The sequence below is a fragment of the Ruegeria sp. B32 genome (genome assembly GCF_025141855.1).
Taxonomy (GTDB): Bacteria; Pseudomonadota; Alphaproteobacteria; order Rhodobacterales; family Rhodobacteraceae; genus Ruegeria; species Ruegeria arenilitoris.
In genome coordinates this window covers 532040-548448 of record NZ_CP081106.1, presented here as the reverse complement: position 1 = coordinate 548448, position 16409 = coordinate 532040, and the positions used below count along the sequence as shown (strand labels likewise).

General features: G+C 62.3%; 17 protein-coding genes. 8 read left to right on the top strand and 9 right to left on the bottom strand.

Features of this window, described 5'->3' with window-relative positions; genetic code table 11:
• Positions 1–2 precede the first annotated feature (2 nt).
• Positions 3–2375, bottom strand: coding sequence for a mechanosensitive ion channel family protein (locus tag K3752_RS02930; RefSeq protein ID WP_260066244.1), 2373 nt, complete (start codon positions 2373–2375; stop codon positions 3–5).
• A gap of 373 nt (positions 2376–2748) precedes the next feature.
• Between K3752_RS02930 and K3752_RS02925 the strand changes: the two genes are divergently transcribed.
• Genes K3752_RS02925 through K3752_RS02895 form a run of 7 tightly spaced genes read left to right on the top strand, consistent with a single transcriptional unit; the run spans position 2749 to position 9247 of the window.
• Complete coding sequence (locus tag K3752_RS02925) at positions 2749–3963, top strand: glycosyltransferase family protein (RefSeq protein WP_170369778.1); 1215 nt, start codon at positions 2749–2751, stop codon at positions 3961–3963.
• Positions 3960–5207: a glycosyltransferase family 4 protein gene (locus K3752_RS02920; RefSeq protein ID WP_260064850.1), complete on the top strand. Its 1248-nt coding sequence runs from the start codon at positions 3960–3962 to the stop codon at positions 5205–5207. The genes K3752_RS02925 and K3752_RS02920 overlap by 4 nt, the downstream gene beginning before the upstream one ends.
• Entirely contained in the window at positions 5207–6283 is a 1077-nt protein-coding gene (locus K3752_RS02915) for a glycosyltransferase family 4 protein (protein WP_260064848.1), read from the top strand. The genes K3752_RS02920 and K3752_RS02915 overlap by 1 nt, the downstream gene beginning before the upstream one ends.
• Positions 6280–6864, top strand: coding sequence for a histidine phosphatase family protein (locus K3752_RS02910; protein WP_260064846.1), 585 nt, complete (start codon positions 6280–6282; stop codon positions 6862–6864). Before K3752_RS02915 ends, K3752_RS02910 begins: the two co-directional genes overlap by 4 nt.
• Positions 6861–8003: a glycosyltransferase family protein gene (locus K3752_RS02905; protein WP_260064844.1), complete on the top strand. Its 1143-nt coding sequence runs from the start codon at positions 6861–6863 to the stop codon at positions 8001–8003. Before K3752_RS02910 ends, K3752_RS02905 begins: the two co-directional genes overlap by 4 nt.
• Positions 8000–8752 carry a polysaccharide deacetylase family protein gene (locus K3752_RS02900; RefSeq protein WP_260064843.1) on the top strand — a complete coding sequence of 251 codons (753 nt, stop codon included), beginning with the start codon at positions 8000–8002 and terminating at the stop codon, positions 8750–8752. Before K3752_RS02905 ends, K3752_RS02900 begins: the two co-directional genes overlap by 4 nt.
• Before the next feature lie 18 nt (positions 8753–8770).
• Positions 8771–9247: a class I SAM-dependent methyltransferase gene (locus K3752_RS02895; protein WP_093964551.1), complete on the top strand. Its 477-nt coding sequence runs from the start codon at positions 8771–8773 to the stop codon at positions 9245–9247.
• Here K3752_RS02895 and K3752_RS02890 read toward each other — a convergent pair whose 3' ends face one another.
• A complete protein-coding gene (locus K3752_RS02890; protein ID WP_260064841.1) occupies positions 9248–10390 on the bottom strand; it encodes an alpha-D-ribose 1-methylphosphonate 5-triphosphate diphosphatase in 1143 nt (380 codons plus the stop codon).
• 52 nt (positions 10391–10442) lie between these two features.
• Here K3752_RS02890 and K3752_RS02885 point away from each other — a divergent pair, with 52 nt between their 5' ends.
• Positions 10443–11126, top strand: a complete 684-nt coding sequence (locus tag K3752_RS02885) for a DUF1045 domain-containing protein (RefSeq protein WP_260064840.1) — start codon at positions 10443–10445, stop codon at positions 11124–11126.
• Here the strand turns inward: K3752_RS02885 and phnN are convergent.
• From phnN to phnG, 7 genes are all read right to left on the bottom strand, one after another.
• Entirely contained in the window at positions 11102–11656 is a 555-nt protein-coding gene (gene phnN, locus K3752_RS02880) for a phosphonate metabolism protein/1,5-bisphosphokinase (PRPP-forming) PhnN (protein WP_170367846.1), read from the bottom strand. The genes K3752_RS02885 and phnN overlap by 25 nt on opposite strands.
• Positions 11653–12336 carry a phosphonate C-P lyase system protein PhnL gene (phnL, locus tag K3752_RS02875; RefSeq protein ID WP_170367844.1) on the bottom strand — a complete coding sequence of 228 codons (684 nt, stop codon included), beginning with the start codon at positions 12334–12336 and terminating at the stop codon, positions 11653–11655. Before phnL ends, phnN begins: the two co-directional genes overlap by 4 nt.
• A gap of 24 nt (positions 12337–12360) precedes the next feature.
• Positions 12361–13131 carry a phosphonate C-P lyase system protein PhnK gene (phnK, locus tag K3752_RS02870; RefSeq protein WP_170585243.1) on the bottom strand — a complete coding sequence of 257 codons (771 nt, stop codon included), beginning with the start codon at positions 13129–13131 and terminating at the stop codon, positions 12361–12363.
• Positions 13128–13988, bottom strand: a complete 861-nt coding sequence (locus K3752_RS02865) for an alpha-D-ribose 1-methylphosphonate 5-phosphate C-P-lyase PhnJ (RefSeq protein WP_311201681.1) — start codon at positions 13986–13988, stop codon at positions 13128–13130. The genes phnK and K3752_RS02865 overlap by 4 nt, the downstream gene beginning before the upstream one ends.
• A gap of 238 nt (positions 13989–14226) precedes the next feature.
• Positions 14227–15318, bottom strand: a complete 1092-nt coding sequence (locus K3752_RS02860; RefSeq protein WP_260064834.1) for a carbon-phosphorus lyase complex subunit PhnI — start codon at positions 15316–15318, stop codon at positions 14227–14229.
• Positions 15319–15321: 3 nt separating this feature from the next.
• Positions 15322–15897, bottom strand: a complete 576-nt coding sequence (gene phnH, locus K3752_RS02855; RefSeq protein WP_260064832.1) for a phosphonate C-P lyase system protein PhnH — start codon at positions 15895–15897, stop codon at positions 15322–15324.
• Entirely contained in the window at positions 15894–16355 is a 462-nt protein-coding gene (phnG, locus tag K3752_RS02850; protein ID WP_260064830.1) for a phosphonate C-P lyase system protein PhnG, read from the bottom strand. Before phnG ends, phnH begins: the two co-directional genes overlap by 4 nt.
• Positions 16356–16409: the final 54 nt, after the last annotated feature.

Sequence of the window (16409 nt, the reverse complement as noted above, 5' to 3'; positions counted from 1 at the left end):
CCCTAGCGGTCGTCTCCACCGGGGCCGATATCGTCCAGATAATCCTCGTCAATCGCGGCTTGCACCGCGCCGGTGACCGCCTCGCGTTGTTTCGGAGACAGGTCTTCGGGCTCCTTGCCATCGGCCAGTCGTACCGTGACTTCGCGGTGGGCAAACTTGATGCCTTCTCGCGCGAACAACTCGCGGATTTCTTGGTACACCTTTTTGCGCACCAGCCACTGGTCGCCCGGCTTGGTCATAAACTTCACCCGGATGATCATCGCGGAATCCTGCATCTCGATAACGCCCTGCGACTTGAGCGGCTGGATGAAGTTGTCCCCGATCACCGGGTCCTCCAGCAACTCCTGTCCCAGCTTCTTGATCAGTTTGCGGACCTTCTCGACGTCCGTGTCATAGGTCACGCGCAGAGGCAGTTTCATGATCACCCAGTCGCGCGAGTAGTTGGTCAGAACCTTGATTTCACCAAACGGAATCGTGTTCAGGGCTCCCAGATGGTGGCGTAGCTGGAAAGACCGGACCGAGATTTTTTCGACCGTGCCTTTGACATCTCCGATGTCGATGTATTCTCCCTTGCGGAACGCGTCATCCAGCAGGAAGAACGCGCCCGAGAAAATGTCCCGCACCAGGGTTTGCGAGCCAAAGCCCACGGCCAGACCGACAACGCCGGCGCCTGCAAACAGCGGGCTGACATTTATTCCCAGTTCCATCAGAACGATCAGCACGATGGTCACGACCACCACGGCCAGTATGGCGCCCCTGAACAGAGGCAGCAGCGTGGCAAGGCGGCTTTGACCGCCCTCTCCGCCCTCGTCACCCAACTCGGCTTCGGCGGCTCCATCATCGGTTTCTTCAGCGATCTTGGTGTCGATCCAGATCCGGAAGAAGTGGAACAGGATGTAGCCGATGAACAGGATCACCATCACATCCAGCGCCCTGCCAATGGGCAAATCCTCGCTCCAGCTGGCTTCGGGATTCCAGATGACGACCAGCGCATAGATGCCGACGACAAAGGCCAGGATGCCCGCGACACGCCGCGCAAGATCTTCGTATGTCACCAATGTGTGCTTGCGCTTCTCCGCCTCGGGCGTCTCCGAGGTGCGAACGGCCTCCTCATCGGAATCGAGTTCGGCATTCAGAGCCTCGATCTGCCGGTTGCGATCGAAGTACCGCTCGAGCAGATAGTTCATGGCGCCATATGCGATGACGACCGACATGAAGATCATGTAGCTGCTTGCGACGATCGGCAGCGAGTCCTCGGTCTCGAGCACAAGATCCACCGCCAGCTTGAACCAACTGAAGACCAGATAGACGATCAGGGCCGGGGCCCAGCCAAATGACACGAACCGCAGCAACCAGGACACCTGGTCTGGCTGGCGGCCGCCTCGGATGGCGTTCGAAATGGCCGGGGCATTGAACAGGATCATCAGGATGTTCCCGACCATCCCGATCAGGGTCAGCCCGCCATAGACCATCGCGTAGACGTTGTAGTTGAGCCCGAAATCCGCCACCCAGGTGGAAAACAGAACAGCGGTAATGTCATAGGTCGCCAGCGCCGATGCCCAGATGTACAGCCGCTTGGCGTCACGGTCCGAGAATGGCGGCAGCCTGTACTGGCTGAGATACGGCGACAGCACCATCCGCCACAGGTCGGAAACCGTACGTGACAGGAAAAACGCAGTGAAAATCGCCGTGACGGTGAACTGGATCGAGATATCTTCGGCCTCGCCGAAGAACAGATACCCGACGATCAGAGCCATCAGCATTGCAAACACCGTGGCGCCGATACCCATCAGGAACCGGAACACAAGGAACGGCATCTTTTCCCGATACCCCTGCGGGTTTTCCTTGATCCGGGCCACGACCCATCGTCGGGCAAAGCGCTTGCCGTACAGCTCGATCGACAGCCATCGGCCAACCATCAGGAACAGTATGTTCCATCCCAGCACCTCGACATAGGTGAATATCCGGCCATCAGGACTGGTTTGCTCGAGGATGTAGCGCACCTCGAAGATCGAATAGGGCAACGCCTCAAGGCGGGATCTCACGGCTTCGCTGAACTTGGCAAAGCGCTCCTGCGCCTTCATCAACTGCGAACTTTCCGCCATCGGATCATGAGCGATGTCCTCGGGCTGGCCACCAGCCTGCCCAACCGAGGATACGACCTGCCCGGCGCTGTCGATGACGATCACGCTGGCGCCCGCCTCGGTCGCGGCGCGGATCGCGGCCGCAACATCGTTGTCCTGCGGAGCCTCTGTTTCACCGGACGCCACGGGATACCCCGGGATCAGCGAGGTCTGCGCCGCCGCACCGGTCGCGCAGACCAGAGCGATTGTCCACGTCAGGAACAGTACACGGACAAGAAAGTTCGGTTTCATAAAGTCTTGCATCCTGATCTCTTGCTGCACGACAGCCTATAGAACGCACCGGCCTTGATCAAACGATCCACTCGTTGCTTCCCGACATCGTGTAGGACCGTGTTTTTGGCGCAAGCCCAAAGGCAGGATGTTTCCAACCCTCTGGAATTCCTATAAGAGCAGGCAGCATCCGGCAAATCCGGGCTTTGCCAACTTCGGGGAATGTTGCAGGCTTCGCGTTATTGGTGACTTGCGCAATGGCTGTTGCCAAATCGCAATGATTGACGCATTTGCGGCTTTGACACAGACCCTTTGGCAGGCGGTGTCAAAAAATATAAGATAACTGGTGCGAAACGCGCGGAAACTGCACCGTAACAATGATACGAGCGAGGGCATGAGCCTAGGCATCGACGACAAACAGACCGGTCGCGCTCCGCGCATAATGTTCTACAGTCATGATACGTTCGGACTGGGTCATCTCAGACGCTCCCGAGCGCTGGCTGCGGCAATGACGCGGGCGAACCCGCGGGCTTCGGCGCTGATCCTGACGGGCTCGCCCGTTGCCGGGCGCTTCACTTTTCCGCGGCGCGTGGACCATGTACGCCTGCCGGGCGTGACCAAGCGGGCCGATGGTTCGTATGCCGCGCGCACGATCGGAATGGGGATTGACGAGGTTACCGAGCTGCGTTCGGGACTGATCCAGACCACCATGCGCCAATTCGATCCGGACGTCGTCGTCGTCGACAAGGAGCCGACCGGATTCCGGGGCGAACTGCTGCCCACCCTTGAACAGCTGCATCAATCCGGGCGCGCCAAACTGGTGCTGGGTCTTCGCGACGTTCTGGACGAACCCGAGGTTCTGGCGGCGGAATGGGCCCGAAAGGATGCCGTCGCCGCGACCGAGAAGTACTATCACGAAATCTGGGTCTACGGCCTGCGGTCGGTTTATGACCCGACAGAAGGATTGCCGCTCAGCCCGTCGGCGCAGGCGCGGATTCACTGGACCGGCTATCTGCGCCGCGATCTCGGCCCTGTCGGCGAACCTCCCGAGCAGCCCTATATCCTTATCACGCCCGGAGGCGGTGGCGACGGGAAGGCAATGGTCAACCTTGTCCTGTCCGCATATGAAAAAGACCCTGATCTGTCCCCCCGAGCCCTGCTCGTCTATGGCCCTTTCCTGTCCGGTGAGTTGCGCGAAGAATTCGAGGCCCGCGTGGCGGCCCTGAACGGTCGTGTAACGGCGGTCGGGTTCGAATCCCAGATCGAAACCCTGTTCGCCGGCGCGGCGGGTGTGGTCTGCATGGGCGGATACAACACGTTCTGCGAGGTGCTCTCCTTTGACAAACGCGCGGTGATCGTCCCGCGAACCACCCCGCGGCTGGAACAGTGGATCCGCGCCTCGCGCGCCGAGGAACTGGGTCTTGTGCGGATGCTGGACGAGACCCGTGATGGGTTGACGGCCGATGCGATGATCACGGCCATTCGCAACCTGCCGCAGCAGCCCCTTCCCTCGCAGGCGATCCGGGCCGGTTTGCTGGATGGCTTGGACTATGTCTCTGATCGGGTCGAGGCCCTGCTGAGCGTGGAACAGGAACGAGCGACCGGATGACCGACGCAGAGCCGAGACTGGCGGTGTTGGTCAAAGGTTGGCCGCGCCTGTCCGAGACGTTCATCGCTCAGGAACTGGTTGCTTTGCAGGATGCCGGCCACGCCTTCGACATCTGGTCATTGCGCCACCCAACCGACACCAAACGCCACCCCCTGCACGACCGATTTCAGGGGCGGGTGCACTATCTTCCCGAATACCTGTACCAGGAACCCCAACGCGTATGGGCGGCGAGACGAACCGCACAGGCGCTTCCGGGTTACGCACAGGCCTACCGGGTGTGGCGACAGGATCTGCGTCGCGATCCCACGCACAACCGGATCCGCCGCTTTGGACAGGCTTGCGTTCTGGCCGCGGAATTGCCCGGCGACACGCGCGCGCTGTATGCCCACTTCCTGCATACCCCGTCCTCGGTTGCCCGCTATGCTGCAATCATGCGCGGCCTGCCGTGGAGCTTTTCGGCTCACGCCAAGGATATCTGGACGTCGCCCGAGTGGGAAAAGCGTGAAAAACTTCACGCTGACACCTTCGGAGCGGCGTTCGGCGCAACCTGCACCGAGATCGGCGCGCGGCACTTGCGCGATCTGGCCGTTGACCCCGCCCGTGTCGATCTGATCTATCACGGGCTGGACCTGACGCGATTTCCTGAGCCGCCCGTACGAAAACTGCGATCCGTCGATGAACGGTTCCATATGGTGTCCGTCGGACGACTGGTAGAAAAGAAAGGCTTTGATCGCTTGATCCACGCCTTGGCCATACTCCCCCCAGAGATCGACTGGCACTGGACCCACATTGGCGGCGGCACCTTGTCGGACAACCTGCGCAGCCTGGCGGAAAATCTGCGCCTGCAGGATCGCATCACTTGGAAAGGCGCCTGCGATCAACCCGAAGTCATTGCGGCCATGCGCGATGCGGATCTGTTCGTGCTGCCCAGCCGCATCGCCGCGGACGGCGACCGGGACGGCCTGCCCAATGTCCTGATGGAAGCCGCGTCGCAAAAACTGCCGATCCTGTCCACTCCGGTCTCGGCCATTCCTGAATTCATCCGCAACAACGTGCACGGCATCTTGTCCGATGACGAACCCAAGGCGCTGGCAGACGCCATTTCCACCCTGGCCGCCGACCCGCAGAAAGCGGCAATCATGGCTGATGCGGCTTATGACCGCTTGCTTGCCAATTTTCGCATGGACCCCGGCATTGCGCGTCTGTCCCGCCGCCTGAAAGCCTTGTGCGCGGAGGGTACTTGATGGTTCGGGTCGCCTTCTATGCGCCGATGAAAGCCCCAGACAGCCCGGTTCCGTCCGGCGACCGCGAAATGGCTCGCAACCTGATGGCTGCAATCGGGGCCGACGGGCATCGTGTTGATCTGGTCTCGCGGCTGCGCATCTATGACAAAACCGGAGACCCGGACCTTCAGAACCGTCTCGACCGCGAAGCCGCGGCCGAGGTCACCCGACTGAGCACAGAACTGCCTGCAGATACAGGCCTCTGGGTGACCTATCACAACTACTACAAAGCTCCGGACCTTTTGGGGCCGGCGGTCTGCAGGGCGCGCGGGATACCCTATGTTCAGCTTGAGAGCACCCGCGCCATGTCGCGCCTTTCCGGGCCCTGGGCCGGCTTTGCCCAAGCTGCGCACGATGCCTGCGACGCCGCGCAGGTGGTCTTCTATCACACAGCAAATGACTTGATCACACTGGAACGCGAGCGGTTCGGTGATCAGTCATTGATTGAACTCCCACCCTTCCTGCCCCGATCGGACCTGCCTCGGCCCTCTCGATGCGCGGGGCCGATGCTGACGGTGGGAATGATGCGATACGGGGACAAGTTGGAGTCCTTCCGCATTCTGGCCGATACGCTGGCATTTTTGAATGAGGATTGGACGCTGAACATCGCCGGCGACGGGCCAGCCCGCCCGGATGTCGAGGCTTTGATGGCCCCCTTCGGCACACGTGTCCGTTTTTTGGGCCTGCTGAGCCGCGATGACCTGGAAACGATTTACTCCGATGCTGCTCTGTTGGTCTGGCCGGGCGTCAACGAAGCCTACGGGATGACCTATCTCGAGGCGCAGTCCGCGGGCGTCCCCGTTGTCGCCCAGGATCGCCCGGGAGTGCGCGACGTACTGGCGCCTGCCAATCATCCTGCCCCTGATTACGGCGCCGCCGCGCTGGCCGAGCGAATTGACCGGCTGCTGTCCGATCCCGAACTGCGTCGGAGCGAAGGTCAAAAAGCGCGCGACTACGTGGCCGGCCGTCATTTGATGCCAACCGCAACGCGGACGTTCTGGTCGGGAGTTTCTTCGCTGGTAGAGGAGATGTCATGACACGTCTGGCCCTTCTGCGCCACGGTCATACCGCCTGGAACCGCGCAGGGCGCATTCAGGGGCGCAGCGACATCAGCCTCGATGATCAGGCAAAGGCCGAACTGGCCCGATATCGCTTGCCAACTCCTTGGGACCGGGCCGAACTATGGTCCAGCCCCCTGACCCGCGCCAGCGAAACTGCGCGGCTGGTCGCCGGACGCGAACCCGCAACCTCGGCCGCTTTGGTCGAGATGAATTGGGGCGACTGGGAAGGCCAACGCGGGGAAGACCTGATTGCAGATGCCAACACAGGATACCGGCATATCGAGGATTGGAGCTGGGAATTTCGTCCCCCCAACGGCGAAAGCCCGGCCGACATTCGCCGCCGCCTTGTGCCATGGCTGTCCAGCCTGACCGGTGACAACGTAGCTGTCTGCCATATCGGAATCATGCGGGTCATCTTGGCGCTTGCCTGGGGGTGGGAGTTCCAGGGCCCTGCGCCGTTCCGCATCAAACGCAATCGTCTCTACGTGGTCGATTTGGAGCAAATGCGACCGGAGGCAGAGCCCGTCCGGCTTATCCCGCGCGAGGCCGGGTCATGAGGACCATGATCGTAGTCACCCATCTGCTGGGGACCGGACATCTCAGCCGCGCCCTGACCTTGGGTCGGGCTTTTGCGGATGCCGGGCACGACGTGACCGTCGCATCCGGCGGGATGCCCGCACCTCAACTGAACACGGATGGAGTTTCCCTGCTGGCGCTGCCACCCCTGCGTTCGGATGGTACCGATTTCACACGGTTGCTGACGGCCGACGGAGATATTGCAGACGCGGCCTATCTGAACTCCCGCGCTATTGCCCTGACCGAGGCTGTTCGACGGGTAAACCCCGATGTCCTGATAACGGAACTCTATCCCTTCGGCCGCCGTAGCCTGGCCGGCGAATTTCTGGCCCTGCTGTCCACTGCGCGGTCACTGCCGTCCAGTCCGGTTGTTCTGAGTTCGGTCCGGGACATCCTCGCGCCACCGTCGAAAGTCGCCAAAGCTGCGCGGACCGAAGAAATCATTGAGCGTTTCTATGACGGCGTACTGGTTCATTCCGACCCAGAAATCACGCCGCTGGATGCCAGCTGGCCGGTTACAGACAGTTTGGCCGGGCGCATGTTCTATACGGGCTTTGTTGCCCCGCCTGCGCCGGGTCCTCATGAACAGGGGGAAGGAGCGAATGAAATTTTGGTCAGCGCTGGCGGCGGATCGGTCGGACAACCGATCTTTCGCGCGGCCATCGAGGCCGCCCAAAAGATGCCCAACAGGCGCTGGCGCCTGCTGGTCGGCGGTCAGGATGCCGAAGACCGGATTGCCGAACTGAGGCACATGACAAATCGCGAAAATGTCATTCTGGAGCCCGTACGTCCGGATTTCAGGCAAATGCTACCGCTGGCCGCAGCCTCGGTCAGCATGTGCGGGTACAACACCGCCATGGACTTGCTGCAATGCGCGACCCCGGCCGTTCTGATCCCATTCGACGATGGCAAGGAAGTGGAGCAGACCCTGAGGGCAAAGAGCCTCGCGCGCCTGCCGGCCGTCGACGTGCTGAACAGCGCGAAGCTGACCGGAGAGGCATTGGCCCAAGCAGTCGACCGCGTCCTGCATCAAGGCCCGCGCGAACCATTGAACGGCGGGTTCGACGGAGCCAGCAAGTCGGTAGAGATTGCCACCTCGCTCTGGGAGGCTCGGCAATGACAACCGATTGGACACCGCTGCGATCCGAATTGCAGGTGTGGCGAGAGGCTGGGCTTACGCTTCCACTGTGGTGGCGGGACGATGACGCGATCGCACCCAGCCGGCAATTAGACCGTTTGGTGGGCCTGTCATCCCGAACCGGGCTGCCGGTTCATCTGGCCATCATTCCACGCGATGCCAGTCAGGGTCTGGTCGACCAGGTTGCCGACCAGACCAGCTTGGTTCCGGTGGTTCACGGCTGGGCGCACCAGAACCACGCACCAAAGGGCGAAAAGAAGTCCGAGTTCCGCCTGCATCGTCCGCTCGCCTCGATTGTGTCTGATGCACGCCATGGCTTCCTGCGTCTGCAGGAGTTCTTCGGTGCTAGTCTGTGCCCGATGTTCGTCCCCCCTTGGAATCGCATCGCGCCCGAAGTGACGGCAGAGCTTGCTGAGATCGGGTATCGGTTCCTGTCCACGGCCACGCCCAGAACGCACGCAGAAGCAGCGCCGGGCCTGACTCAGATCAATACCCATCTGGATCCGATCGACTGGCGCGGTACGCGAGGGTTGGCCGATCCGAATGCGTTGATCGCCAAAACCGTCTCGATGCTGCAGGATCGCCGCGAGGAACGTGCCGACCCAACCGAACCTTTTGGCGTGTTGACCCATCATCTTGTCCATGATCAACAGATCTGGGACTTTACCGAGGCGCTTCTGGATTGTCTCATGGCGGGCCCCACACGCGTCTGGTCCGCAGGACCACACTGATTACCCGAGGAGACCTTGATGAGCCGACTGGATTCCATGCTGCGACGCCTGACCGCCCAGCGCGACGGGCTGAACTGGGCTGCGGCGCGGATCAAAGGGCTGAAAGGCGATGTTCTGGACATGGGTTTGGGCAACGGCCGCACCTATGACCACCTGCGCGAGATCCTGCCCGACCGGCGCATCTGGGTCATGGACCGGGTTCTGCAATGTCACCCGGACAGCACCCCTCCGGCCGAAGATTTTCTGCAGGGCGAGGCTGAACCGATGCTGAAGAAGCTGGCCGAAGATGGCCCGCGGATCGCATTGGCGCATTATGATTTCGGTCGCGGGATCAAACACGAAGACGTGGCCGAAGCGGCGAGGCTCAGCAAGCTGATTGGCTCGGTCATGGTTCCAGGCGGGTTGCTGATTTCCGGCCAACCGCTGGAAGGGTTCGAGCAGATCAACGGCCCGGACTCCATCGCGCCTGACCGCTATCTCTTCTACCTCGCCTGATCAGGCCACGCGCTGCCCGCGCGACCAGACGGCAGTCAGGGCCGGGACGTCGCCCCGCATTCGAAAACGGATCAGGTCTGCCCGCAGCCCCGGTTTCAGAGCGCCGCGATCCGCTAGGCCCGCCGCCTGTGCCGGAGCCCGTGTCACAGTGGCGATGCCACGCGCCATGTCATCCCAGATGCGCCCAAGGGTAACGGCGGAAAACAGCAAGGCTGACGGCACATAGTCCGACGACAGAATGTCCAAACACCCCAAGTCGGCCAGTTCCCGTGCTGCCACATTCCCAGAATGTGACCCGCCCCGGATCAGGTTTGGCGCGCCCATCATGACCTGAATGTCATGAGCGTGACAGGCCCGTGCGGCCTCGACCGTCGTTGGGAATTCGGCCAGCCGAATGCCATGACGGGCGGATATCGCCACTTGCGCCTCGGTCGTGTCGTCGTGGCTGGCCAGAACCGCTCCGAAGCGGCGCGCGGCGTCCACGGCCTCCTGCTCGTGGCGGTCTCCATTTCGGTCCCTCAGCCCCCGCAACTGGTCGACGTGCCGTGCGAACATGTCGTCATCCATAGCGTACTTGCCTTTGAGATAGGCTTCGAACTTGGACAGGTCCCTAAACTGGCGCTGGCCGGGCGTGTGATCCATCAACGAAACGATGCCCACCCGGTCTTCTGGACCGAATTCCTGCAGTTCCTCGACCAGCGTTTCAGAACAGACTTCGGCGCGCAGATGCAGAAAGTGGCTGATCTTGAGTGCGTCCTGCTCTCGCAACTCCCACAGCTCGCGGGACAGTCCGCGCGCGTATTTCAGATACCGTCCGGCACCGGAGGGGATCGACCCCACCCGCATTGCGTCAAAAACCGTCGTGATCCCGGTGCTGGCCAGTTCCGCGTCATGCGCCAGAATGGCTGCGGCATGGGGCCAGTCCACCTTGGGCCGCGGCTGGATGTGGCGTTCCAGGTTGTCGGTGTGCAACTCGACCAGGCCGGGCGACACATAGTCCCCACCACAGTCAATCGCGCCTTTCGGAACAGCCGCGCCGGTGTCTATGTCAGCGATCGTCTGGCCAACGATACGGACACACCCCCGGACGGTCTCATCCGGCAGAACAAGCAACGCATTGGCAAGGGTCAGTTCATCTGTCATCGGATTTTCACGTGGTTTGAGGTAAGGAGAAGCCACGCAACAGGAGGCCATTGTGAATTTTGCGCGATACGCGATCTATTTCGTTCCCCCAGCCCAATCCGACTGGAGCAGGTTTGCAACCGCGTGGCTGGGGTGGGACATCGATGCGGGACGGACCGTCGAACATCCGGTGATCGACGGGTTGGACGTCGCCTCGGTAACACAAGTGCCGCGCAAATACGGGCTTCATGCCACGATGAAGCCGCCGTTTCGCTTGCGTGAAGATCAGTCGCTGTCCGCTTTGCAGGATACCTGCGCCCGTCTGGCCGGTAAATTCGCCCCCGTTTCGCTGGACGGGCTCGAAGTTGCACGCCTTGGTCGGTTTCTTGCTTTGCGGCCCGTGGGCGACACACGAGACCTGAACGCGCTTGCGGCGGCTTGCGTCCGCGACCTGGACCCTTTTCGTGCCCCGGCCTCGGAAACCGAGATGAACCGGCGCCGAGCGGCCGGGCTGACCATGGAGCAGGACGCCAATCTGACGAACTGGGGCTACCCATACGTTCTGGAGGCATTCCGCTTTCACATCACCCTGTCCGGTCGCCTGAGCAAGCCGATGCTGGCAAACGTGCAAACCGTGCTGAACCAACGGCTTGTCCCATTGCTGCCAGCCCCTTTTGACATAGGGGACCTGGCCCTTGTGGGCGAGGCTGAAGACGGGCGGTTCCATATGCTTCAACGGTACGCCCTTTCGGGTTGAAGGCCGGACAAGATGGTTTCAACGGTCGCATCCAGTGACCCGGAATTGTCGACCTCGATCACGTGGTTCAAACCTTCGGGCAGGGCTGCAGTGGCGCGCCCCAAACGCCGGGCTTGATCGGCCGCGCTTTCCCGGTCACGCACTGCCAGACGTTGTGCCAGAACCTTTGGGTCGGCCGTCAGGGATATCACGATCAGCTCACGAAATTCCTTCTGCGCCTCGGGCAACACAGCCCTTGAGAGGTTGACCAGAACGGCGTCGGCCCTTTGGCGTTGTTCCGTGATCGCAACGGGTATGCCGTAGTGCAGCCCGTGCGCGGCCCAGTGCAGAACAAAGCCGCCCTCTTGGACCATTGTTTGAAACGCCCGGTCGGACACGCGGTCAAAATCCTCGCCGCCTTCGCCATGGGGACGGGTGATGACTCTACGCACCCTTTCGAAGTTCGGCGCGCGCGCCAGCAGTGCTTGGATTACGCTGTCTTTTCCAACACCCGAAGGCCCGACAACCGCAATGACCGGGGCCATCTTCATGCCGCGGCCCTTGGCGAAAACTGAGTGACGTCAACCACGCGGTTGCAGACCCGGTCACGGGCCTCTTGGTCGTGGAATATCCCGATGATAGCCGCACCGCGAGCCTTTGCCTCTTGGATCAGGGACAGCACGGTTTCGCGGTTCCGTGCGTCAAGGCTGGCCGTGGGTTCATCCAGCAACAGCGCCGGATAGTCATGCGCAAAACCACGCGCGATATTCACCCGTTGCTGTTCACCGCCCGAAAATGTCGTGGGGCTGAGGCGCCAAAGCGGTTCCGGAATATTCAGGCGCTGAAGGAGGCCCGCTGCCTTGTCCAGTGCGGTCTGCCGCTCGCACCCCTGAACCAGAAGCGGTTCGGCAACGACCTCCAGCGTCGGCACACGCGGTACGACACGGAGAAACTGGCTGACATAGCCCAGAGTTTCCCGGCGCAGTTGCAGTATCTCGCGCGGTTGGGCCCGGGCGACGTCCAGGCCGCCCACCCGCACCTGCCCCGAGGCCGCCAGGTAATTGCCATAGATCACCCGCATCAGCGTGGACTTCCCGGCCCCGCTGGCCCCGGTCAGGGCCACGCATTCTCCGGCCCCGACCTGCAGCGACGCGCCCGCCATCACGGGGATCACGGCGCCGCCCTGATTGTGCAGGGTAAAGCTCTTGCTCACGTCGATCAGTTCAATCATCGGATTTCATCTTTTCTGTAGCATTCAAACCTGCAGCACGCTGGACACGAGCAGTTGCGTATAGGCATGCTGCGGGTCGTCCAGCACCTGATCGGTCAGCCCCGCCTCGACCACCTCGCCATCCTTCATCACCATCAACCGGTCCGCCAACAGCCGCACCACGGCCAGATCATGGGTGACGATGATAGCGCTCAGCCCCATCTCGCGCACAAGGCCGCGCAGCAGGTCCAGCAGCCGCGCCTGCACCGAGACATCCAACCCGCCGGTCGGTTCATCCATGAAGACCAGCCGCGGACCGGTCACCAGGTTGCGCGCGATCTGCAACCGTTGCTGCATGCCGCCCGAAAACGCGCTGGGTCGGTCGTCCACGCGGCTTTCTGCAATCTCGACCCGGCCGAGCCAATCCAGCGCCTGCCCGCGGATCTGACCATAGTCCCGGCTCCCCACGGCCATCAGTCGCTCGCCGATATTGCCGCCGGCGCTGACCGACATGCGCAGCCCGTCGCGGGCATGCTGATGCACAAAGGCCCAGTCGGTGCGCCCCAGCATCCGGCGGGCCGGCTCGGACATCGTGACCGTGTCCACCGGCCCGTCGGCGCGGGTATCAAAGATCACCTGCCCGGCATCCGGCTTAAGATGCCCGGCCAGACAGTTCAGCAGGGTCGACTTGCCCGACCCGCTTTCGCCGACGATCCCCATCACCTCACCGGGGTAGAGGTCGAAACTGACATCACGACAGCCGATCCGCGCGCCATAGCGTTTCTCGATGCCATTGACCTGCAGCAGAGGGGTCATGCCGCATCCTCCTGCGCCAAACGGCCTTGGTGTCCGGCCTCGCGGCGGGACCGGCAGTAATCGGTGTCCGAACACACGAACATCCGGTTGCCTGCATCGTCCGTGATCACCTCGTCCAGGTAACTGCCTTCGGCCCCGCACAGGTCGCAGGCATGGTCGGCCTTGCTGGCCTCGAACGGGTAGTCCTCGAAATCGAGACTGACCACCCGCGTATGCGGCGGCACCGCATAGATCCGCTGCTCGCGCCCGGCCCCAAACAGCTGGATCGCGTCCATCTCCAGTTTCGGATTGTCGAATTTTGGGATCGGAGACGGATCCATCACATAACGGTCGGCCACCCGGACCGGATAGGCATAGGCCGTGGAAATCGCACCGTGCTGGCTGATATCCTCGTAGAGCTTCACATGCATCAACCCGTATTCCTGCAGGCTGTGCATCTTGCGTGTCTCCGTCTCGCGCGGTTCCAGAAACCGCAGCGGTTCGGGGATCGGCACCTGATAGACAAGGATCTGGTCGGCGCGCAGCCGGGCCTCGGGGATGCGGTGGCGGGTCTGGATGATGGTCGCCTTCTCGGTCTCTTCGGTCGTGGCCACGCCCGCCGTCTTTTCAAAGAACTTTCGGATCGACACGGCATTGGTCGTGTCATCGGCGCCCTGATCGATGACCTTGAACACATCGTTCGGGGTCAGCGTCGCGGCCGAGACCTGAACCCCGCCCGTGCCCCAGCCATAGGGCATGGGCATCTCGCGGCTGGCAAACGGCACCTGATAACCCGGAACGGCCAAGCCCTTGAGAATGGCTCGACGGATCATCCGCTTGGTTTGTTCGTCCAAATATGCGAAGTTATACTCATTCATTTGATGTATCACTTTCGGTTTTTGGTGTTGTTGTGGACGGTTATCTGGTTACCTCGGCCTTCGCGGTCGTCATGCTGTACTTTCTCTGGCGCAGGATACATTCCCGGCGACGGCGCCGGGCCATGCGACGCGACCAACATGGCGAATGGTCCGCGATCGGCTCGGAAACCGCCACTCAGCCATTGGCCGCCGATAAGACAACCCATCAAGCGGACAGGATGCAGGAAGGTCACTGGAGTCATTCAGCCGCCTCCGGTGACGCCAAGCGTCCTTCGGCCTCGCGGCGCAATTTGCGCACCAGTTCCAGTTCGGACTGGAAATCGACGTAATGCGGCAGCTTGATATGCTCCAGAAAGCCGGTCGCCTGAATGTTGTCGGCATGGCTGAGGACGAATTCCTGATCCTGCGCCGGAGCGCCCAGATCGTCTTCGCCCAATTCCTCCCAGCGCAAGGCGCGGTCCACCAGCGCCATCGCGATGGCTTTGCGTTCGGACTGGCCGAAGACCAGCCCATAGCCGCGTGTGAACTGCGGAGGCTCGGTCTTTGATCCCTTGAACTGGTTCACCGTTTCGCATTCAGTCAGGGCGATCTCTCCGATCTCGATCGCGAAACCCAGTTCGGGGATTTCCATCTCGACCGCGACGGTGCCGATGCGCAGCTCGCCCACGAAAGCGTGGTTGCGCGCATAACCGCGCTGGGTCGAATAGGCCATGCCCAGCACGAACCCCTCATCCCCGCGCGTAAGTGCTTGCAGACGCAGGGGGCGGTCCGCCGGGAACTCCATCGGTTCGCGCGTCAGGTCGCCGGGCGGCTCATCGCTGGCGGGTTCGTCCTGGATCAGGCCTTCGTCCTGGAGGAATTCGGTGATGTGCGGGGTCGGCTCGTGACGCGGCGCGGCGGTGGGGGCCTCAGGCTCCGCGCCATCGGCGGCCAGTTTGAAATCCAGCAGACGGTGCGTGTAGTCGAAGGTCGGGCCCAGAACCTGCCCGCCCGGTGCGTCCTTGAACGTGGCCGAGATTCTGCGGTCGCAGGCCATGCCGCCGGTATCGACCGGGGTCGAATATCCAAACCGCGGCAGGGTGGTGCGGTAGGCGCGGATCAGGAAGATCGCTTCGATCAGATCACCGCGCGCCTGCTTGATCGCCAGCGCGGCCAGATCGGGGTCGTACAGAGAGCCCTCGGCCATCACGCGGTTCACCGCAAGGCTGAGCTGTTCGCGGATCTGCGCCAAGGACAATTCGGCCACGTCGGGATCGCCCCGGCGTTCCTCTGCAAGCCAGGCATGGGCGTTTTCAATCGCCTTTTCGCCCCCTTTGACGGCTACGTACATGGCCTAACCCTCGGGCTGGATGCGGGTGCTGCGCGGCAGGGCCGCAACCATATCCCCGCAGGTGAAGAAGAAATCGCACCCCAAGGGGTACATCGCCGAATTGGCCTGCAGCGCCGCGACATCGGGCACGGCCAGGCGTGCAGTGTCGCGGATGCCCGGACCTCGCAGGACGGCACCGGAAAGGTCCAGCGCGTCGCACTCCACGATCAGGGTGGCGGATCGGTCCGGGTATTCCGGCGTTCCGATCCGGTACTGGTCTAGCGGCACCAGATCCTGCCAGCAGCCAACGGCGAAATCCGCCTGCGCGGCGGGGACGAGGGGCGCACCGGTATGGAAGGTCAGCCATTGGCGAATGGCCGGGTTGTCGGCCCCGCCCGCCAGATGAACGCTCGTGTCCGGGTCGCACAGCGTCAGCAGCAGCGTTCCCGCAGCGACCGACAGGCCATCGGGCGGGGTCGCGCCGACCAGTTGCCGCTTCTCGCCCGGCCGCGCCATCACGGTCATGGCCGCACGAAAGGCGTGGGCCGCCTGAACCGGCACGTCGGTGAAACCGCCTGAAAAACGGGTCTGTGGGGTCATTGATCCTCTCCCCGAACCATCGTGAAGAACTCGACCTTGGTGGCCGCGGCCTTGGCGGCCCGGGCCGATCTGGCCGCCTGAAACTGACGGGTCAGCGGCTCGAGGATTTTCGCCCGCACGGCGTCCGCGTCCCCGGTCTGCATCAGCGCGTCGATCAGAGCGGCCGTCTCGGCATGGGTTTTGTCGCGCCCTTGTACATATCCGTGGCCCTCGGTTCCGTCAGGCAGAACCAGAGCGCAGCGCGTGATCGTCATCTCGCCCAGATTGAAGGGCGCACCCGTGCCGCCTGCCCGCCCCCGCACCATGACTCCGCCGATCTCGGGCGTGCGCAACCACTGGAATTCGGGGCGCGCGCCGTAGGCGGTCCACAAGGCCGCCAGCGCCTCGGCCGGCGCACGTGCCAGAAGGCCCAGCCAGGCCCGTCGATCACCTGTCGCGATTTTTGTCTGATCCACCATCAAAGCCTCTTGGCCAAGTTGTCTACAACTACTATACAACTAGACAAATCATAG